Genomic DNA, 21,004 nt, shown 5'->3' with positions numbered 1-21,004 from the left:
CGCCACGGCACTGAGCCGCGTCCGCCACGGCACTCAGCTGGCGGTGCGGCGAATCCTTCCGGCGTACCGCTTCTCCAGCTCCAGGTTGCCCTCGAACCCACCGGGGACGTTCGCCGAGACATAGACGGGCGGGCGGTCACCGGAGTCGAGGAGCAGTCTCGACGCCTCGGCGACCGCCATCTGGACCAGCATCACCCCGGTGAGCGTGGACAGGGCGCACACGGAGCCGCCGCCGGGAAGCTCCAGCAGCGCGTCCCCGCGCGGCGCCCGGTTGTCGAGGACGACGTCGGCGAGGTCGGCGAGTTTCCTGCCGCTCGGGTGCCCGGCGGGGACGGCCCGGGTGTGGGTGAGGGAGGTGATGGCGAGGACGCGGTGGCCGTGTTCCTTGGCGTGCAGCGCCATCTCGACGATCACGTTGTTCACGCCGGAGTTGGAGATGATCACGAACAGGTCCTGCGGGCTCGGGCCCGCGAGGTGGTAGAGCCGCTCGGCCACGCCTTCGCTGCGCTCCAGGAGCGGGTCGTCGAGGACGCCCGGGTCGTCGCCGCCGTAGAGGACGAGGTCGGCCATGCTGAGGCGGTTGGTGGGGACCAGGCCGCCCGCGCGACCGGCGAGTTCGAGGACGATGGCCTGGGAGTGGCCGGTTCCGAAGGCCTGGATCACGCCGTCCGCGCGGATGCAGTCGGCGATCAGCCCTGCGGCGCCCGCCACCTCCTCGCGCGCGGACTTGGCGATGTGCTGGAGGACGGTCAGGCTCTCCCGCGCGAAGCCCTCGGCGCTCACAGACTCGACGGACACGCGACACTCCCCACTGGTGGATTGAACCACCCCATCCGGCATCACAGCTGAATCAATAAATCACATGGTTCATGCGGCGAGCAATGCGCGAACGTGGCCCGCTTTGTGGTCCTGGTATTCAATCCGCACCCCTAAGGGTGGCTGATACCTTCTCTTCATGCCCTCGACGGACGTCACCACACTGATCCGCACCGAGCTCCCCCGGCTGGCCGGATCCCTCCGGAAGGTCGGCGAGCTGATCCTGGAGGATCCGGCCGCCGTCACCCATTGCTCGGCCGCCGAGCTCGGCCGCCGCACCGGCACCTCACAGGCGACGGTGACCCGTTTCTGCCGCGCCATCGGGCTCGACTCCTACCAGCATCTGCTGATCGAGCTGGCGCAGGAGCGCGGCCGCGGCGAGGTCTCCGAGTGGGGCTCCACCGAGATCGACACCGACATCTCGCCCGACGACAGCCTGGAGCGGGTCGTGCAGGTCGTCGGCGTCGCCGACCTGCGGGCGATCCAGCAGACCATCGACCGCATCGACCTGGACGCGGTCGAGCGCGCGGCCCAGGCCCTGGCCCGCGCGCGGCGCATCGACGTGTACGGCGTCGGGGGCAGCGGCGCGGTGGCCCAGGAGACCGAGACCCGGCTGTTCCGCATCGGCTGCTCGGTCCGCGGCTGGACCGAGGTGCACGGCGCGGCCACCTCCGCGGCCCTGCTCACCCCGGCGGACGTGGCCATCGGCATCTCGCACTCCGGCGCGACCCGCGAGACGCTCGAACCGTTCGAAATGGCCAAGGAGCGGGGCGCCACGACGATCGCCCTCACCACGGACCCGCGTTCGCCGCTCGCCCGGGCCGCCGACATCCGGCTGATCTCGGCCACTTCGGAGACCAGCTTCCGCACCGGCAGCATCGGCGGCCGGCACTCGGTCCTGATGCTCGTCGACTGCCTCTACGTCCGGGTCGCCCAGCTCTCCTACCAGCGCGCGAGCGCCTCCCTGGCCCTGACCGACCACATCACCCCGCAGCATGCGGTGAAGTCGCGCCGGGCCAGGTGAAAGCAGCTCCGAACAAGACGTCGCTGCATGGATGAACCACCGAGAAAACGTGAAGGTGGTTGTTTGAACCATCCCGGCGATGCCAGGATGGGGCTCCGCCGAGCATCCTCGTAGGAGACCCATGCGCGTCACCTCTGCCGAGTCGACCGAGCTCTTCGTGGGGACGACCGAGCATCCGCGCCAGGTGATGGCCGTCGAACTGAGCCACACCCCGGGCCGCACGGTCCGCCTCACCGTCGACGGCCCGGGCGTCTTGGGCACGGCGGTCGCGACCACGGGCGACGACGGCACGCTCCGCGCCGAGATACCCGCGGCCGGCGACCTCGCCCCCGGCGAGGGCACCCACGTCACGATCACCGCCGAGGACGCCGAGGACCCCGCGCACACCGCGCGGCTCACGGCCCCCTTCACCGCCGCCGAGCCCGGCTGGACCATGTTCATGGTCAGCCACTTCCACTACGACCCCGTCTGGTGGAACACGCAGGCCGCCTACACCGAGACCTGGGACGTCGCCGACGACCCGGCCACCACCGGTCTGCCGGCCCGCACCTTCGACTCGCGCGGCCAGTCCGGGATGAGCCTGGTGCGCGCCCACTGCGACCTGGCCCGGCGCGACCCGGCCTACACCTTCGTGCTGGCCGAGGTCGACTACCTCAAGCCGTACTGGGACTCCTTCCCGGAGGAACGCGCCTTCCTGCGCGAGCTGATCCGCACCGGCCGCGTCGAGATCATGGGCGGCACCTACAACGAGCCCAACACCAACCTCACCGGCGCCGAGGCGACCGTACGCAACGCGCTGTACGGCGACGGTTTCCAGCGCGGGATCATGGGCTCGTCGCCGGAGACGGCCTGGCAGCTGGACGCGTTCGGGCACGATCCGCAGTTCCCGGGGCTGATGGCGGACGCCGGGGTCACCTCCAGCTCGTGGGCGCGCGGCCCGTTCCACCAGTGGGGGCCCACGCTGTCGGTGTTCGGGGAGCAGCCGCGCGACCCCGGGCGGATACAGTTCCCGGCGGAGTTCAGCTGGATCGCCCCGTCGGGACGCGGGCTGCTGACGGCCTACATGGTCAACCACTACGGCGCGGGGTGGGCCATCGACAACGCGCCCACCCTCCCCGAGGCGGAGGCGGCCGCGCTCAAGCTGTTCCGGGGTCTGAAGAACGTCGCGCTCACGCGCAACGTGCTGCTGCCGGTCGGCGGGGATTACGCGCCGCCGTGCCGCTGGGTGATGGGCATCCACCGGGACTGGAACGAGCGGTACGTCTGGCCACGGTTCGTCAGCGGCATCCCGCGCGACTTCTTCGCCGCCGTCCGCGCCCAGCTCGACGCCGAGGGCCGCAAGGCCTCCCCGCAGACACGGGACATGAACCCGGTCTACACGGGCAAGGACGTCTCCTACGTCGACACCAAGCAGGCCCAGCGGTACGGCGAGACGCTGCTCGCCGACGCGGAGGCCTGGGCCACGCTCGCCTCCCTCGTCACCGGGCACCCCTATCCGGACGCGGCACTCGACAAGGCCTGGCGGCAGCTGATCTACGGCGCCCATCACGACGCCATCACGGGCTCCGAGTCCGACCAGGTCTACATCGACCTGATGACCGGCTGGCGCGAGCTGCACGACCTCGCCCAGGCCGTGCACGCCGACGCGACGCAGGCCCTCGCCGACCGTGTCACGCCCGGCACCGGCACCGACCTGGTGGTCTTCAACTCCGCGACCTGGCAGCGGCGGGACGTGCTGACGATCGACGACCCGGGACTCGTGCCCCCCGGTCTCCCCGCCGTTCGTGAGGACGGCCAACTCCATGTCGTCGTACCGGAGTTGCCCGGCATGGGATACACGACGCTCCCCCTCTCCGAGGGCTCCGCACCCGAGTGGGCACCCGGCGGGGGCGCGACCGTCCGCAACGAGTTCTACGAGGTGACGGTCGACCCCGCGCGCGGCGGCGGCGTCAGCAGCCTGCGCGCGCTCGCCGAGGGCGGCCGGGAGCTGCTGCGCGCCGGGGACATCGGCAACGAACTGGTCGTGCAGGAGGAGTACGCGCGGCACCCGCGGTTCGGCGAGGGCCCCTGGCACCTCACCCCGACCGGCACCACCGCCGCCCGGAGCCGTGATGTGCGGGCGGACGTCGAGGTCGAGCACTCCCCCGCCGGCTCGCGCATCACCGTCCGGGCCGATCTCGGGCTGTTCCGGTACACCCAGCGTCTGACCCTCTGGACCGGTGTGCCGCGCCTCGACGTGACCACCACCATCGACGGCTTCGACGGCGCGGACCGGCTGATCCGGGTCCGCTGGCCCTCCGATGTGCAGGGCGGACTGCCGGTGCACGAGGTGGCGGACGCGGTGATCGGCCGCGGGTTCGGGTTCGTCGACGTGGACAGCGAGCAGTTCCCCTGGACGCTGGACAACCCGGCCAACACCTGGTTCGGGCTCGGGTCGACGGCACGGGTCGAACTGCGGGACGACACAGGCACGTTGCTCGGCCACCGCTCGATCGGTGTCGCCGAGCTCGTGTACGCCTCCTGGGACGAGGCCGGTGAGCTGGGCACCCCCCTCGCGGCGGCCCTCGTACGCGCCGGAGTCACGGCGACCTCGACGATCGCCGGCGGTCCGCGCTACGGCGACCTGGAGGTCGACTCCAACCTGCCCGACATCCGGATCGCCGTCGGCGGCCCGGACCGCAACTCCGTGGTCGCCGAGGCACTCGGCTGGGACCCGGCAGCCGGACGTGAACTGCGGCGCCGGCTCGCCGAGGGCGGCGTGGCGGCCGTCTGGGTCGCTCCGCGTGCCGGGCTGCGCGAGGAGTGGGTGCCCGGGGCCGACCTGCGCGACCTCGAACGGCTGCCGCTGCTGGTGGTGGCGGGCACCGACGCCGAGGGTGACGCAAAGGCGGTCGACGCGCTGATCGCCGACCTGGACGACGCGACCGTCACGGCCACGGCGGCGGGCGGCGGAGAGGCGCTGCCGCCGGGCGATGCCTGGGACGGGCGCGGCTTCGCCGTCCTCAACCGTGGCACGCCCGGCTGTGTCGTCACCTCCTCGGGTGACCTCTACATGTCGCTGATGCGCTCCTGCACGGGCTGGCCGTCCGGTATCTGGGTCGACCCGCCCCGCCGCACGGCCCCCGACGGTTCGGCGTTCCAGCTCCAACGCTGGTCCCACACCTTCGAGTACGCGGTGGTCGGCGGCGAGGGCGACTGGCGTCAGCAGCAACTGCCGCGCGTGGGCCATGAGTTCAACCATCCCCTGACCGCGCGGATACGGGGCGCCGCGCATCCGCTGACCGCGCGGATACGGGGCGCCGCGCGCACGGGCGATCTGCCGAGGGAGCTGGCCCTGCTGAGCGTCGAACCCGCGGGTGACGTCCTGCTCGACGCCCTCAAGCCGGCCGGTTCGCCGCTCGCGCGGGCAAGCGTGGCGCCCGCCGATCCCGGGCGCGGGGTCGTCGTACGGATGCACGAGGTGAACGGGCGTCCGGTGCGGGCGCGGGTGCGCGGCCCGAAGGAGTGGGTGCGGGGCGCCCGGGCGGACGTCCTGGAGACACCCGGGGAAGCACTGGCACCCGACGGGCAGGGAGCACTCGGCGTGGGTCTGACGGGCTTCGAGGTGGCGACCGTGCTGGCCACGCCACCCGAGGGCGCCAGACTCCCGTACGGCCCCGAAGTCGCCGCCCACGAGCCCGCCCAGCCGATCCACACCCGCTACTGGCTGCACAACTCCGGCCCGGCGCCGCGCGGCAACATGCCGGTCGCGGTGTATGTCTCGCCGACCACGCTGACCGCTTCCGGCGGTCCTGTCACCGCGACGGTCCGGATCGCCTCGGAGCTGACCGACGCCCCCGTCTCCGGCACCGTGAGCGTCGACGTCCCGCCCGGCTGGTCCGCCGAGCCCGCCGAACTGCCGTACGCACTCGGCCCGAACGGGTTCACGCTCACCGAGGTCACGGTGACGCCTTTGCCCGACGCCCCGCCCGGCCGGCACTGGCTGGCGGCGCGGCTGTCGTACGAGGGGCAGACGTACGAGGATGTGGTGGCGTTGGAGGTGCCGGGCACCGCTCCTGGTCCGACTCTGGTCGTCGATCTGGGTGTTGAGCAGGTCACCGTTGGCCGGGGCGAGCGGGCCCAGGTCCCGGTGACCCTGCACAACCGCACCCGCGGCCCGGTCAACGGCACCCTGTGGGCCGTGTCCTCCTGGGGCACGTGGGCAGGTGTCGGCCCCGGCTGCCAGGGGTTCACGGTGGCTGCCGGGGAGCAACTGGACCGCTGGATCGACGTGGACGGCGGCGCGATGCCGCCGGGCTCGTACTGGCTGATGGCAAAGGTCGCCTGCCATGGCCGGGTCGCCTACACGAAGGCGATCGCACTGGAGGTGACGCCATGACGGAACACGCGGCCGTCGTACGGGGTGAAGCGGTCCCGAAAGAGCGCGTGGACGCCTTCCTGGAGACCGTCACGCCCTCAAGGGGCGCGGGGCCGTATCGAGATGCGGCTCCGCCGCGGAGCGCGAGCAGCCACAACGGCGCGGCGGACGCCCGACGGCACAACGCGGCACCACCGCCGGCGCTCTCGGTCCAGGCCGAGCGGCAGCGCAGGCGCTGGGCCACCCAGGTGGTGGTCGCCGACGAACTCGCCCGACGAGCCTGCCAGGAACGGGGGTTGGAGCCACCGGCGGAAGTGTCACCGACCCGCGTGCTCGCCATCGCCGGCACCGACGTCGCCGACCTCGGCAGCATCGTCGCCGCGACCCTCGCCCACTCGGCGGCCGCCCGCCTGCTGCTGGCCGAGCTGGAGCGGCAACAGGACGTCCCCGAGGCCGCCCTACGGGACTACTACGAGCGCAACCGGGACCGGTACCTGACCCCGGACGCGCTACGGCGCGGCGTGGACCCGTTCGGAAGGACGGCACCCGCGGACTTCCTGCCGTACCAACAGGCCCGCGAGGGCATCGCACACGAGCTCGGCCGGGCGGCCGGCCACCGCGCCTTCTTCGACTGGTTCGACCAGGCACGCGCCGATGTGGTGTACGCCGCCGGACATGAGCACCCCGGCGATCCGTCGCACCCTGACCACGAACACCGCCACTGATCACGGGCGGAACCTAAACGCAACACGGCAACCCATTGACCTCCGATGAATTCTGGTCCACATTTTCATCAATCGGAGTCGAAGTTGGTTGATTGAACCAGCCTCTCGGCTGGTCCCAGGAGGGTGGACATGCGCGCTGGAAGACTGACCGCATCCGTGGCGGGAATCATCACACTGACGCTGACGGCGGCCGGCTGCGGCCTGTCCGGCGCATCCGGTGGCGGGGACTCCACCGCCGGAGGCTGCAAGGTCGACAAGGGCAACGTAGGCTCCGGCAGGCTGACGGGTGACATCAAGGGCCAGATCACTTTCCAGACGACCAATCTGAAGAAGGACTTCGGTGATTTCTTCAACGGAGTGATCGACGACTTCGAGAAGGCCCACCCCGGCGCCAAGGTCAAGTGGATCGACGATCCCGGCGACAACACGTTCACCCAGCGCACCGTCGCCGACGCCCAGGCCTGCACGCTGCCGGACGTCATCAACGTGAACGCCGAGACGGCCACCGCCCTCACCAAGGCGGGCTACCTGCTCAACGTGGGCGCCAAGGACCCCGACGTGGCCAAGCCGTTCGTCCCGGCCTTCTGGAAGTCCAGCACCTTCAAGGACGCCTCGGGCTCGGCGATCCACACCACGCTCCCCTGGTACACCGGCGGCGTCCTGCTGACGTACAACACCGAGCTGCTGAAGAAGGCCGGGGTCGACCCCGCGAAGCCGCCGACGACCCTGTTCGGGCTCTTCGCGGACTACGAGAAGATCGCCAAGGCGGCCAAGGGCAAGTACTACGCGACGATGGCCAACCCGGTCTGGCGGATCCCGGCCGACTTCGACCAGATGAACATCAGGACGCTGTCCGCCGACGGCAGGTCCGCGGTCTTCGCCGACGATCCGCGGACCACGCAGTGGGTCGCGTGGATGGCGAAGCTGTACAAGGAAGGGGCCATGCCGAAGGACTCGCTGTCCTCCAGCAACGACCCCTCCACGCTGTACAGCCAGGGCAAGGTCGCCTACGGCTCGACGAACCCGAGCTTCGTGCGCTTCGTGAAGCAGAACAGCCCGTCCGTCTACGCCAGGACGGGCGTCGGCCAGCAGCCCTTCGACGCGCTCGGCCACACCACGGCCGCCCCGCAGTACATATCGGTCGCCGCGACCAGCAAGCACGCCCCGGTGGCCCTGTCGTTCGCGGAGTTCCTCACCAACGCCGAGAACCAGACGGCCTGGTGCAAGGACCCGAACGTGGTGATCTTCCCGACGACCACGTCCTCGCTGAACGACCCGTTCTTCCAGAAGACCACCGGCAGCGACCCCTTCTCCCAGGCCCGCAAGCTCGTCGCCGAGCAACTGAAGACCACCACCGCCTACCAGACCAACCTCTCCCCGGCCGTGCAGAACGCGATCGTGGCCCAGGTGCAGCTGGCCATGCAGGGCAAGAAGAGCCCCGAACAGGCCGTCAAGGATGCCCAGTCCAAGGCCGACGAGCTGCTGAAGCAGGCGGGCTGACCGTGGCGACACAGACCGTGAAGCCGGTGTCCGTGCCCGGTGCGGAGCGCACAGCCGCCGCGCCGGGCACGGCCCCGTCCCGCGCCCGCCGCGTGGTCCGGGCGCTGCTGCCGGGCCCCGCGCCGGGCGCCAACGGCGCGGCGCTGTACCGCCGTTGGTGGCTGCCCTGGCTGTGGACCGCGCCCGCGATCGTCTGCGCGGTGGTCTTCGGCGTCTTCCCGTTCCTCAACACCGTCCTGCTGTCGTTCACCAACGCCAAGCCGCTCGGCGGCGCCGCGAGCTTCGTCGGGCTGGACAACTACAGCCGGATGCTGGGCGACTCCGACTTCTGGCTGGCGACCCGCAACAGCGTTCTGTACGCGGTGATCGTCGTACCGCTGATGGTGCTGCTGCCGCTGATGCTGGCCGTCCTGGTGGAGAAGAACCTGCCCGGCATCGGCTTCTTCCGCTCGGCCTTCTACACGCCCGTCCTCGCCTCCAGCGTGGTCGTCGGCCTGAGCTGGCAGTGGCTGCTCGCCGACGACGGACTCGTCAACACCTGGTTGCAGAGAGCCCACTTGATCAGGTCCGCCGTCCCGTTCCTCTCCGACTCCTGGCTCATCCTCTTCTCCGCGATGGGCCTGACGCTGTGGAAGGGGCTCGGCTGGTACATGATCTTCTATCTGGCCGCGCTGGGGAACGTGCCCAGGGAGCTGCACGAGGCGGCCTCCATGGACGGCGCGGGTAGCGTCCGCCGCTTCTGGCACATCACCATGCCGGGCGTACGGCAGGCCATGATGCTCGTCGGCACGCTCACCGGCATCGGCTCCCTCAGGGTGTTCACGGAGATCTACATGCTGGGCAGCTCGACCGGAGGCCCCGGCGGCGCCGACCGCACCCTGCCCTTCTACATCCGGGACGTCGGCCTGGACCCGCTGACCGGCAACGCGGGTTACGGCTCGGCGGTCAGCGTGGCGCTGTTCGTGCTGACCCTCGGACTGACCCTGCTGGCGCAGCGCCTGACCAAGGAGGACGAGGCATGACGACCGCAGTGGACAAGCCCCGGCGCCTGGTGCCGCGCTGGCGGGACCACGGCCGTCCCCGCGAACTCGTCGTCCGCTACCTGCTGTTGCTCTTCGTGCTCGGGATCACGGTCGGCCCGCTGGTCTGGCAGCTCCTGGCCTCGCTGAAGAGCACGAGCGAGGACGTCTTCGGCGCGAACGCCTCGCTGCTTCCCCACCATCCGACCCTGCGGGCCTACCGGCAGGTCTTCGACCAGGTGCCGGTGGCCACGTACATCAGGAACAGCGCGCTCGTGGTCGTGCTGTCGATCGCCAGTCAGCTGGTGTTCTCCACCACGGCCGGCTACATGCTCTCCAAGCCCGGCTGGAAGGGCCGCAAGGCGGTCTGGGTCGTGCTGGTCGCCTCGATGATGTTCCCCTTCGAGTCGATCATGGTGTCGCTGTTCCTGAGCATCCGCGACCTGGGCCTTGTGGACAACCTGGTGGGCGTGTGGCTGCCCGGGTTCGTGGGCGCCATCAACGTCCTGCTGATGCGCGGCGCGTTCCTCGCGGTGCCGCGCGAGATCGAGGACTCGGCGATGCTCGACGGGGCGGGCGAGTGGCAGCGCTTCCGCCACCTCTACCTGCCGTCGGCGTGGGGCGCGATCCTGGTCGTCACGATCAACACCTTCATCAGCGCCTGGGACGACTTCCTCTGGCCGCTGATCGTGCTGCGCTCCGAGGACCACATGACGCTGACGCTGGGTCTCTCCCGGCTGCAGAGCTCGTCGTTCGGCTACGACCAGCGGGTGGTCATGGCCGGCTCGGTGATCTCCGTCATCCCGGTCCTGGTGCTGTTCGTGATCACCCAGCGGTGGTTCTACAAGGGTGTCTCCTCGGGAGCCGTCAAGCTCTGACGTGCAGCACCGCGGGTACGGCGGTGAGCGCCGCCCGCGAGGACTCGGCCACCCGGATCTCCGCGGTCCTGGTCCCGGCGAGCCGGTCCCTGTCCAGGGGCAGGGTGACCGTACGGCACTCGCCGGGTGCCAGGTCGACACCCTCGAACGCGCACAGTTCGAGAGTGCGCGGCCAGGTGGACGTGATCAGACGCCGCAGATAGACCTGCACGACCGAACGCCCGTGCCGCCGACCGGTGTTGGTGACGTCGACCGTCACGGTGTGCCCGTCCGTGCCGGGCGGGCCGTAGGCGAAGGTCGTGTACGACAGCCCGTGCCCGAAGGAGTGCTGCGGCTCGGCGTCCTCGTCCGCATAGCCGCCGTACTCGATGTCCTTGTGGTTGTAGTGGACGGGGAGTTGGGCCGCAGAGCGGGGCACGGACAGCGGCAGCCGGCCGCGCGGATCCGCGTGCCCGAGCAGTACCCCGGCGATCGCGTCGCCGCCCCACGGGCCCGGATACCAGGCGGTGAGCAGGGCGGCCGCGGTCTCGGGCACGACATGCGGGCGGCCCTGGACCAGGACGACCACCGTCGGCGTGCCCGTCGCGACGACGGCGTCCAGCAGGACGTACTGGGCCCTGCCCAGCCGCAGCCCGGCGAGGTCGACGCCTTCCCCGCAGGTCATCTCGGAAACGGCGGTGAGCGCGGCCCCGTTGGCGGCGAAGTCCGTCTCGGGGCTGCGGGCGCTGCTGCCGCCCAGCACCAGCACGGCGACGTCGGAGGCGGCGGCAGTGGCGACCGCCTCCGGGATGCCGGAGAGATCGCCGCCGGTGAGGGCGCAGCCACGGGCGTGCCGGATGTCGGTGCCGGGCGGGGCGAGCGTGCGCAGCCCGTCGAGGACGCTGCTGCCGGTGCGTTGAGGAGCCGTGTAGTCGCCCGACTGGTGGGCGGGCGTGGCGGCTTGCGGACCCAGGACGGCGATACGGGAGACGGTCGCCGGGATCGGCAGGGCGCCGCCGTTGTTGTGCAGGAGGGTGACCGAGGCGCGGGCCAGGGCGGTGCTCAACGCCCGGCCCTGCTCGGGAGAGGGAAACGCGCCGTCCCCGTAGGGCCGTTCGAAGAGTCCGAGGCGGAACTTCAGGCGCAGGACGCGGGCGACGGCGGCGTCCAGGACGGACTCCTCGACGAGCCCGCGCTCGACCGCCTCCGCAAGGTGCGTGAAGCCCTCGTCCCACAGGCTCAGGTCCACGCCCGCGTCGAGGGCGAGGGCGCCCGCGGAGACCTTGTCCCCGGTGATGCGGGCCAGTCGGTCCACGGCCAGCCCGTCCGCCATCACCAGGCCCTCGAAGCCCCAGCTCTCGCGCAGGAGTCCGGTGAGCAGGGCGCGGTTGCCGGAACACGGCGTCCCGTCGACCTCGTTGTACGCGGCCATGACACCGGCCGCTCCGGCCCGGATGCCCGCGCGGGCGGCCGGGAGATGGATCTCGTGCAGTTCCCTCCGGCCCAGCTCGGACTCGGCGGAGTTGCGGCCGCCGACGGTGGCGCCCTGCCCGGCGAAGTGCTTGAGGACGACGGGGGCCTTGTCGGCGGCGAAGTACTCGGTGGGCTCTCCCTGCATGCCGCGCACGAGGGCCTCTGTCAGGCGGGCGGCCAGGTGGGGGTCCTCGCCGAAGCACTCCTCGGTACGGCCCCAGCGGGGGTCGCGGGCGATGTCGAGGGCCGAGGTGAGGGCCACATGGCCGCCGCGGGCCCGGAGTTCGGCGGCGGCGTGGGCGGCGGCGCGCTGGTACAGCTCGGGGTCCCAGGTGGCGCCGACGGCCAGGTTGACGGGCAGCACCGTGCCGTCCAGGGCCATGTGGCCGTGCGGCACCTCCTCGACGAACAGCGCGGGAACACCGAGCCGGCTGCGCCCGACGACATGCCGCTGCACCAGTTCGGCCAGGCCCGCGCTGTCGTGCGCCCCCGGACCTTCGCCGTGCCCGACACCCGACCAGGCATCGGCACGCATCAGCCCGTAGAGCGCACCGAGTCCCTCGAATCGCTCCGTCTCGGTGTACAGGGCGTCGGTGAGTTCATAACCCCCGCCCGGGGCCCGCCGGTAGGCGTCCCAGCCATACATCCGCTGATTGACCTGCCCGGCCTTCTCCCGCAGGGTCATACGGGAGAGGAGGTCGCGGACGCGGGTTTCGACGGGGGCGGTGGGGTCCAGGTACGCGGGACCGCCGTCGCGGACGCGGTCGTTCAAGACCGCCGACTCTCCATGGACGGCACCGCCTTGGGGGGTGGGTCCGGCGCGGTCGGCCGCGGGTTGTGGAGTCGGCATGCGGCCGGTCCTTTCTGGTGTGCCGGTTCATTCGTGTGTGCCGGTCATTCGTGTGTGCCGGTCAGATGAGGAGGCGGGCGAAGGCGACGGCTCCGGGGCAGCCGTCGGCCACCCAGTCGAGGGTGAGGCCGAGGGTTTCGAGGCGGGCGGTGAGGGGGGCGCTCAGGGGGCCTTCGGGGCCGAGCAGGCCGCCGGTCGCGACGACGCGTTCGCCGCCTCGTGGCTCCAGCGCCCGGATGCTGTCGGTCAGCCGGTCCACCGCCCCGTCGAGGATCTCCGCCGCCACACGGTCCTTCTCCCGGGCCGCCTCGGCCACGAGCGGGGCGAGGCGGGCCAGCCGGGTCGGGGGCCCGGCCATGACGACGGGGAGCAGATGCATGCGGTAGGCCTCGCGGCGGGGGCGGGGCCAGCCAGGAGGCACGGGAGTGTCGTAGGAGGGGTCGCCCGCCCCGGAACCGGCGAGCGACCCCTCGGTCTCGGGGTCGGCGGAGCCGGCGTCCGGCAGGACCTCCGGCGGCAGCCCCAGCGCCCTGCCCACCGCTGCCGCAAGGACGGTCGCCCCACCCCTCCCGTCCGCCATCCGCAGCGCGGCACGGACCGCCTCACGGCCGATCCAGAAGCCGCTGCCGTCGTCGCCGAGGAGCCAGCCGTCCCCGTCGACGGTGGCCGTGCAGCGGCGGTCGGTGATGCGCATCGCGACGGCGCCCGTACCGGCGACCAGCGCGAGGCCGTCGGCCGGGGTGCCCGGAGCGGAGGCGAAGGCGGCCTCGATGTCGCTGCTGATGCCGATCCGGCCCGTCGTGATGCCGAGCGGCCCCAGCGCCGCGGCCAGGGCGGCCAGTGCGTTGAGACGACCGGGTTCGTCCTCCGATGCCCCCGTGGCGCCCGCGAAGCCACCGGCCACCGCCACGACACGGCCCCGCGCGGACGCCGGCACCGCGCGGGCCACGGCCTCGGCGAGGTTCTCGGCGAGCCGGGGCAGCGGGACGGTGAGGGCGTTGCCCGGACCTGCGGCGCCCTCGCCGAGGACACGGCCGTCCGCCGCCGCGGCGAGGACGGCCCGGGTGCGGGTACCGCCCGCGTCGAGGCCGACCACCAGCGCCGGCCCCGCAGCCGGTTCCGCAGCCGGTTCCGATCCGCCGGAAGCTTGGTTCAAATCGCTATTCATTACCGACCATGGTGGTTGATACATTCAGCAGAGACAAGCCCCGTCCCACGGACAGGTCCCGCCTTCGGGGCCCCGCCCCGACCCGAGGAGGATCCCATCCATCCACTCCGCTTCGGCGTCAACTACACGCCCCGCCGCGGCTGGTTCCACTCCTGGCACGACTTCGACCCGCTGCACGCCCGCGAGGACCTGGCCCAGATAGCCGGCCTCGGCCTCGACCACGTCCGGGTCTTCCACCTCTGGCCGCTGCTCCAGCCCAACCGCACCCTCATCCGCACCGCGGCCGTCGACCAGCTGGTGCGACTGGTCGACCTGGCGGCCGAGGCCGGCCTCGACGTGATGGTGGACGGCGTGCAGGGCCACCTCTCCAGCTTCGACTTCTATCCGGAGTGGACCCGCAGCTGGCACCACCGCAACGTCTTCACCGACCCCGAGGCCGTCGACGCGCAGGCGCAGCTGCTGCGCACGCTCGGCCGCGCCCTCGCCGGCCGCCCCAACCTCATCGGCCTGCAGCTGGGCAACGAGCTCAACAACCTGGTCGAGCACAACCCGGTGACGGTGGACGAGGTCGACCACTACCTCGACACCCTGCTGACGGCCGCCCGGGAGGGACTGCGCCCGGGACAGCTGGCCACGCACTCCGCCTACGACGCCGCCTGGTACGGCGACGACCACCCGTTCACCCCCGAGGCCTCGGCCCGCAAGGGCGACGTGACGACCGTCCACCCCTGGGTGTTCTCCGCCAACTGCGCCGGCCGGTACGGTCCCGGCTCCTTCGAGGTGCTGCACCTCGCCGAGTACGGCACGGAACTGGCGAAGGCGTACGCCGACGATCCCGCCCGCCCCGTGTGGGTCCAGGAGACCGGCGCGCCCGAGCCGCACATCCCGGCGGCGGACGCCCCGCGCTTCGCCCGCGACACGGTCCTCAACGCGGCCGACTGCCAAGGGCTTTGGGGCGTGACCTGGTGGTGCTCCCACGACGTGGACCGCGCGCTGGCCGACTACCCGGAACTGGAGTACACCCTGGGCCTGTTCGACCCCGCGGGCCGTGCCAAGCCGATCGCCGAGGCCCTGTCGGAGACGGTCGCCGAGCTGCGCGCGAAGCCCGCCTCCCCCCAACTCCGCTACACGGCACTGGTGTTGGACTGCACGCCCGCCACCCGCTCCGTGTCCGGTCCGGGCGGTGCGTACTTCGAGGAGTGGATGCGACTGCGCAAGCAGGGCGGACGCCCGGCGGTGGTGCTCGCCGAACGGGCGGACGACGCCGAGTACTTGGCGGCGCGCGGAATCGAGAAGACCGTACGACTGCGGTGACGACCGCACGACTGCCGTGACGGCCGTCAGACGCCGGCGAGTACCTCGGCCACGGCCCGCAGATTGACGCGCCCACGCCCGTAGGAGAACAGGTCGCCGCCCTCCGGGAGCCCGGTGTCCACGCGTATCGCGTCCGGACGCCGGGCCAGCAGGGCGTCCCGGAAGCGCGCCTGCCAGGGATGCAGTCCGGCGTCGCACGTGGCCACGACCAGGGGCGTGGCGGCGGACATGCGCAGGATGCAGTCGATCAGGGCTCCCGGGTCGGCCGGCTCCCCGCCCACCGCCGTGCCGCCCGCGGTGGGGTCGAAGGGGCGCAGCTCGGTCAGGAGGTCCTCGCCGCCCCAGTTGAGGGCGGGGTGCGGAGGCGGGAAGAGGTCGACGACATGGGCGCCGCGCACGGGCGGCGGCACGGCCCGGCTGCGCACGGCGCGCCGCGCCGCCTCCAGCCCGGCCCCGGCGTCCCAGCCGGCCACCGGCCCGGCAGGGGTGGCGTACCGCTCGGCGAGCCGTTGCACCCGCCCCGCCGCCTCCCACACCCGCTCGTCGGACAGCAGACCTGATTCCACGGCGTCGAGCAGCGCGTCCCGGCAGCCCAGCGTGACCTCCAGGTCCGGTACGGCGACGATCACCTGGTCCGCGCCCGCCGCGAGGGCGATACGCGCACCGGCCGCCTCGCCGTAACCGTCGGAGATCGCCTTCATCTCCAGGGCGTCGCTGACCAGCACGCCGTCGAAGCCGATCTCGTGACGGAGCAGGTCGCCCAGGATGCGGCGGCTGAGGGTGGCGGGCCGGTTGGCGTCCAGGGCCGGGTAGACGACGTGCGCGCTCATCAACATCGGCACCCCGGCGGCGACGGCCGCACGGAAGGGTTCGATGTCGGCGAGGAGTTCGTCCTGCGGCCGCGGGTCCACCGCGAGGTCGTAGTGGCTGTCCGTCTCGGTGCCGCCGTGGCCGGGGAAGTGCTTGGCGCAGGAGGCTATGCCACGGGCTTCGGTGGCGGTGATCCAGGCATGCAGGTGACGGGCGGCGAGCCGCGGGTCGGCGCCGAAGGAGCGGGTGCGCACGATCGGGTTGCGCGGCTGGTGCTGGAGGTCGGCGACGGGAGCGTACGAGGCGGTGATCCCGAGCGTGGCCAGGTGGCCGGCGAGCGCGTCGGCGCAGCGGGCGGTCAGCGCCGGGTCGTCGGCGACGCCGAGGGCGTAGGAGCCGGGGACCTCGGGGGCACCCGCGCCGACCAGGTGACCGATGCCGCCGCCCTCGTTGTCGACGGCCACCATCAGATCGGGCCGGAGCGCGCGCAGTGCGTCGGTGAGCTGCCGGACCTGCTCCGCGTCACGTACGTTGCGCGTGAACAGGATGACGCCGCCCAGGCCCCGGTCGACGAGCCGCTTGAGGGTGTCGGGGAAGGCCGTCGTGCCCTCGAAGCCTGCGACGAGACAGCGGTGCACCGCCTCGTCCAGGTCGGAGGAGACGGAGGACGGGGCCGGGGCCACACACACCTGCTCGGAGGTCACTCCAGGATGGTGGTGGCTTATCAAGCCAAAAGTCAACACTTCATTGGTTGAACGATTCATCCGCAGGGTACTTTGAGGGGTACCAGGAGGGCTCCGCAGCGGCGTGCCACAGCCTCCTGGGCCCCTGCGGACACCCTGCCGCCCGCCGTGGGCGGCGTAAGTCCGCCGCGTCGTCCACCCGCCCGCGCCCATTGGGTTCACGGACACCGCACCGTCACACCGAACGGGAACGGTTCCGCCGTCCCCTCCTGTCCCGCACCCGCACCCCGTCGCCCGGCCGACGCGAAAGGACGACGTGCGCCGTGTCCCTGCTCCCGCTCGAAAACGTCCCAGGACCGCTCCCCGCCACGGTCCCCTGCACTGCCTCCCCGCTCGCCGCTCCCGCCCCCTCCCCCCTTCGCCTCGCCTCCCCCGCCCCCCTGCTGCGCCGGTCACTGGTGATCCTGCCCGTGCTGCTGATCGGCATCTGGGCCGTGGCCGACTGGCGCACCGTCCACGACGGCACCGCGCGGCTCGCCTCCGCCGACCCCTGGTGGCTGCTGGTCGCGTTCTTCTTCACCTGCCTGGGCTGGCTGTCCTCCGCCTGCGTCCGGCAGGGCGCCCTGCCGGAGCGGCTTCCGACGGGTCTGCTGATCGCCTCGCAGTTCGCCGCCGGCGCCGCCAACCACGTGCTGCCGGCCAGCATCGGCGCCCATGCCGTCACCCTGCGTTTTCTGCGCGGCCAGGGCATCCCGCTGACCCGCGCCACCGCCTCGCTCGCCCTGTACTCGGTGGTCCGGCCGATCGCGAAGACGCTGGTGCTCCTCGTCTTCCTGGTGGCCTACCCCGACCTGCTGCTGACCGGCGAACTGGTGCCGGACAAGCACACGTTGCTCCTGATCGCCGCCGGCGCCACGCTCGGCCTCACCATCGGCGTCCTGCTCGTGGCGACCGTACGACCGCTGCGCCGCCCCCTCCTCGACGCCCTGCGCTGCGCCCTCACCGACGTACAGGTCCTGCACACCCGGCCCGCGCGGATCCTCGCCCTGTGGGGAGGGGCGGCCGCCGCCCCGCTGCTGCAGGCGAGCGTGATCTTCGCGGTCGGGTCGGCGCTCGGTCTGTCCCTGACGTGGGCACAGGTCGCCTTCGCGTTCCTGGCCGCGAGCACGGCCGTCGGAGCCGTGCCCGCGCCCGGTGGCATCGGCCCCGTGGACGCGGCCGTCGTGTTCGCCATGGTCGCCCTCGGCGCCCCCGTGGACATCTCGGCGACGGCCGTCATCGGCTACCGCGTCCTGACGGTCTGGCTCCCCCTGCTGCCGGGCGCCCTGGTGCTCTCGGCACTGGTGCAGCGGAAGGTGCTCTGATCACGGCACCGCCAGGACCGTTGCAGAAACGTTCATGAAAGTCGCGCACACGGCCCTTGCGCCCCAGTCGCACCCGCTAGCCTCGTAAGTCACCCAAGGTGAACGGGGGTTGGCCATGGTGAGGGGTGACCGCAGGGGCCCGTCGAACTGTCCCGGAGGCCATGACGGCATGCCGGAGACCGGCGCCGGCGTCGATCTGCAGGACCAGCTCGAAATCCTCATCCAGGAGTTCCGCACGAGCGAGCCGCCGATGCCGGTGTTCGTCGTGCACGCGCAGGGCGGCTCGGACGACGAGGCGGTGTCCGGGCTGGTCCAGCAGCTGTACGAGGGACAGGAGGCGCACGGCACGCGCTGCGCGGTGGCCCAGGACGCGTACGAGGGCGACTCGGAGGTCCGCCGGGCCGCGGCGATGGTGCGGGCACTGAGCGACCCCAAGAAGTGGGGCGGCCGGGCGTCCGTCTACCGGCGGTACGCGTTTCCCCGGCTGCGCCTGGTCCACGCCATCGACGACGCGGTCAGGACGCTGGGAGACAGCTGGGCCGCTCCCGGCCGCCCGGCGTCCGACCAGGGCCGGCGGCAGCTGCTGCTCGACCAGTTGGCCGCCCAGCGCTGGCGGCCGGAGGGCACCGCCCGCTGGCGCTCGGGCCTGCCCCTGTTCGACATGGCGCACATCCTGCCGGCGAGTCTGGTGACCGTGCTCGCCGCGCTGCTCGCCCGCAGTGCCTGGTACATGGCGGCGGCCTCGGGCCTCGGCTTCCTCGCCCTGCTCACGGTCCTCAACTACGCGCTGCCGGGCCGGGCGCCGATCTTCCTGTGGCTGCGCCGGGAGAGCCGCTGGTTCATGACCACGACCTTCCTCAGGGCCGCGGACCAGGAGAACCCGACCGAGGTCTCGCTGCTGCGTCCGGTGCGTTCCTGGCGGGCGATCGCGGCCCGGGCGTACGACGTGGCCGAGGCGCTCACGACGGGCGGCGACTTCCACCTCCAGCTGTGCGTGCTGGCCCTGCGGGAGGACCTGCGGGACAACCATCGCCGTCAGAGCTGGGACCTGCGCGGCTTCAAACGCCCGCGCCCTCCGGTGCTGTTCCTGCCCCGTGCCGACGCGGCGAACGGCGGCATCGAACTCATCCGCGCCGTCAGCGACGTACGCAGCCGACGCAGCGAGCTCGATCCGCTGCTGGTCTTCGCCGCGGTGCGCGAGCAGGACGTGCCGCGACTGGATCACGGGGGCCCTCCTCCGGTACCGGCCCCGGGCACCCAGCACCGCAGACTCAGCGACCGGCTGCGCACCTGGCACCGGGAATGGGGGCAGCGGCTGCGCGCCGAGCAGTCGCCGAGCCGCGACCGGTCCGTACTGCCCTGGGTGATGAAGATCCCGCTGCCGCACGACCAGCTGGACCCGATAGAGGAACGGCGGGTGCATCTGCGGGCGTCCACCCGGCCGACGTTCGCCCGTATGGTGTGGGCCCTGCATTCGCTGGTGCTGGTGGTCGCGCTGCTGGCCGCGGCCACGATCATGCGGGCCGAGACCCTCGACGACCGGTACTGTTCGGCGTCGCTGCTGACCGCCAACCGCGACACCCGGCGCGAGCATGCTCCCGGCGGCGGCACGGAGTGCATCGGCATCGCGACGAACGGCGTGCGCTTCTCCGACTGGCTGCCCAAGCCCGCCGTGGGCGGCGACGCCAAGCCGCTGTCCACCGGTGACGAACCGCCCTGGACCGTGGCCGAGTTGGAGCAGGGCATCGCCGGGCAGAACGAGGACGTCCTCACCCACCACGCCGACGACTACGTCACGGTGGTCTACGCCGGCCCGCTCAGCGCCGGTCGCTCCCAGGGAACCTCACTCGTGAAGGGCGCCGAGGAACTGGCGGGCGTCTACCTGGCCCAGGCCGTCATCAACAAGAACTACACCGTGAAACTGCGCGTCCTGCTCGCGAACGGCGGCGTGGACCTGGGCCACCAGACCGACATGGCCGAGGCGATCGCCGCGTACGCCGCCCACGACCCCAGTGTGGTGGGGGTCGTCGGCACCGGCCGCGACCTCGAGTCGAGCGGGAAGACCACCGACATCCTCATGAAGGCGGGGCTGCCGATCGTCTCCGGCACGAACTCGGCCACCTATCTGCCCCGCCAGTACGCGAACTGGTTCAGCCTGGCCGCCACCGACGAATGGCAGACCCGGCAGATGGGCCTGATCGCCGCCCAGTTGCGCACGCCGGGCAAGCGGCAGTACGCGCTGGTGCTCGCCCGGGACACGGCCCGGACCGACGACCGGTACACCGAGGAACAGGCGCGCTACGGACAGCGGATGCTCGCCGACCGCGGCTTCACACTCCTTGGGCAGCGTCGCTACACGCTGAAGGGCGGCAACCCCGAACTCCGCGAGCACGCCGCGGAGATCTGCCGCGGCGACCGGATCCCGTCCGTGGTCTACTTCGCCGGGCGCGCGGAGGACGTGGAACCCCTGATGACCCAGCTGTCCGCCGAGACGGGCTGCTCCGAGAAGCCCCTGGCCATCCTCACGGGTGACGACCTCTCCAAGGTCTCCTTCACCGGCGGGAAGGATGCCGTGGCGCCCGCGCCCGACGTCACGCTGTACCACGCGGCCCTCGCCGAGCTGAAGAAGGCCGCCACCCGGACGAGCTTCTACGTGGACGCGGCCGACCACCTGCCGGGCCTGGCAGGACGCACCCTGAGCTATGACAGCCCGATTCTGGCCAGCGGCCAGACCGCCCTCGCGCACGACGCGACCCGTGCCCTGTACTACGCGGCCACCCCGCACGACACGCCGCAGAGCCGGGCCTCGACCTGGGTGAACCTGCGCACGGTCAGGATCGAGGGCATGGCCACCGGCACCATCGACTTCACCGGCGCTCCGCTGTACGGCGACCGCACCGGCCAGAGCATCGTCCTCAAGGAGGTGCACCGCACCGCGGGCGGCACATCCGAGACCCACGTCGTGTGCAGCCGCATCGCGGGCGACACCCGACCCCTCACCCTGAAGGAGTGCGCGATTCGGCGGCCGAAGTGAGCAACCCACA

Annotated in this window: 13 protein-coding genes; 9 read left to right on the top strand and 4 right to left on the bottom strand. The window is 72.0% G+C overall.

The features are described from left to right. Positions 1-33: 33 nt before the first annotated feature. Positions 34-798, bottom strand: coding sequence for a sugar isomerase domain-containing protein (locus tag ACYUED_RS33975; protein WP_491288422.1), 765 nt, complete (start codon positions 796-798; stop codon positions 34-36). A 157-nt stretch (positions 799-955) separates the two neighbouring features. Between ACYUED_RS33975 and ACYUED_RS33970 the strand changes: the two genes are divergently transcribed. From ACYUED_RS33970 to ACYUED_RS33945, 6 genes are all read left to right on the top strand, one after another. Then, positions 956-1,840 carry a MurR/RpiR family transcriptional regulator gene (locus ACYUED_RS33970; protein WP_491288421.1) on the top strand — a complete coding sequence of 295 codons (885 nt, stop codon included), beginning with the start codon at positions 956-958 and terminating at the stop codon, positions 1,838-1,840. A 121-nt stretch (positions 1,841-1,961) separates the two neighbouring features. Further along, positions 1,962-6,218, top strand: coding sequence for a glycoside hydrolase family 38 N-terminal domain-containing protein (locus ACYUED_RS33965; protein ID WP_491288420.1), 4,257 nt, complete (start codon positions 1,962-1,964; stop codon positions 6,216-6,218). Continuing rightward, positions 6,215-6,922: a peptidyl-prolyl cis-trans isomerase gene (locus tag ACYUED_RS33960; RefSeq protein ID WP_491288419.1), complete on the top strand. Its 708-nt coding sequence runs from the start codon at positions 6,215-6,217 to the stop codon at positions 6,920-6,922. The genes ACYUED_RS33965 and ACYUED_RS33960 overlap by 4 nt, the downstream gene beginning before the upstream one ends. Positions 6,923-7,051: 129 nt before the next feature. Continuing rightward, positions 7,052-8,422 carry an extracellular solute-binding protein gene (locus ACYUED_RS33955; RefSeq protein WP_491288418.1) on the top strand — a complete coding sequence of 457 codons (1,371 nt, stop codon included), beginning with the start codon at positions 7,052-7,054 and terminating at the stop codon, positions 8,420-8,422. 2 nt (positions 8,423-8,424) lie between these two features. Further along, a complete protein-coding gene (locus ACYUED_RS33950; RefSeq protein ID WP_491288417.1) occupies positions 8,425-9,444 on the top strand; it encodes a carbohydrate ABC transporter permease in 1,020 nt (339 codons plus the stop codon). Continuing rightward, complete coding sequence (locus ACYUED_RS33945) at positions 9,441-10,319, top strand: carbohydrate ABC transporter permease (RefSeq protein ID WP_491288416.1); 879 nt, start codon at positions 9,441-9,443, stop codon at positions 10,317-10,319. Before ACYUED_RS33950 ends, ACYUED_RS33945 begins: the two co-directional genes overlap by 4 nt. Here the strand turns inward: ACYUED_RS33945 and ACYUED_RS33940 are convergent. Together ACYUED_RS33940 and ACYUED_RS33935 are read right to left on the bottom strand one after the other, a co-directional pair. Continuing rightward, entirely contained in the window at positions 10,309-12,543 is a 2,235-nt protein-coding gene (locus tag ACYUED_RS33940) for a glycoside hydrolase family 3 N-terminal domain-containing protein (RefSeq protein WP_491288415.1), read from the bottom strand. The genes ACYUED_RS33945 and ACYUED_RS33940 overlap by 11 nt on opposite strands. Before the next feature lie 139 nt (positions 12,544-12,682). Next, a complete protein-coding gene (locus ACYUED_RS33935; RefSeq protein ID WP_491288414.1) occupies positions 12,683-13,777 on the bottom strand; it encodes an N-acetylglucosamine kinase in 1,095 nt (364 codons plus the stop codon). Positions 13,778-13,885: 108 nt separating this feature from the next. Here ACYUED_RS33935 and ACYUED_RS33930 point away from each other — a divergent pair, with 108 nt between their 5' ends. Then, positions 13,886-15,103, top strand: coding sequence for a glycoside hydrolase 5 family protein (locus ACYUED_RS33930; protein WP_491294550.1), 1,218 nt, complete (start codon positions 13,886-13,888; stop codon positions 15,101-15,103). Between the two features lie 26 nt (positions 15,104-15,129). Here ACYUED_RS33930 and ACYUED_RS33925 read toward each other — a convergent pair whose 3' ends face one another. Continuing rightward, a complete protein-coding gene (locus tag ACYUED_RS33925) occupies positions 15,130-16,617 on the bottom strand; it encodes a glycoside hydrolase family 3 N-terminal domain-containing protein (RefSeq protein ID WP_491288413.1) in 1,488 nt (495 codons plus the stop codon). Between the two features lie 302 nt (positions 16,618-16,919). Here ACYUED_RS33925 and ACYUED_RS33920 point away from each other — a divergent pair, with 302 nt between their 5' ends. Both ACYUED_RS33920 and ACYUED_RS33915 read left to right on the top strand, forming a co-directional pair. Continuing rightward, positions 16,920-17,960 carry a lysylphosphatidylglycerol synthase transmembrane domain-containing protein gene (locus tag ACYUED_RS33920; protein WP_491288412.1) on the top strand — a complete coding sequence of 347 codons (1,041 nt, stop codon included), beginning with the start codon at positions 16,920-16,922 and terminating at the stop codon, positions 17,958-17,960. Positions 17,961-18,129: 169 nt separating this feature from the next. Beyond that, entirely contained in the window at positions 18,130-20,994 is a 2,865-nt protein-coding gene (locus tag ACYUED_RS33915) for a type 1 periplasmic-binding domain-containing protein (RefSeq protein WP_491288411.1), read from the top strand. The last annotated feature ends 10 nt before the right edge of the window (positions 20,995-21,004 follow it).

It is taken from the genome of Streptomyces sp. DF42 (assembly GCF_058267695.1).
The sequence above is the reverse complement of the archived record's forward strand: the minus strand, read 5'-3'. Positions and strand labels throughout refer to the sequence as shown.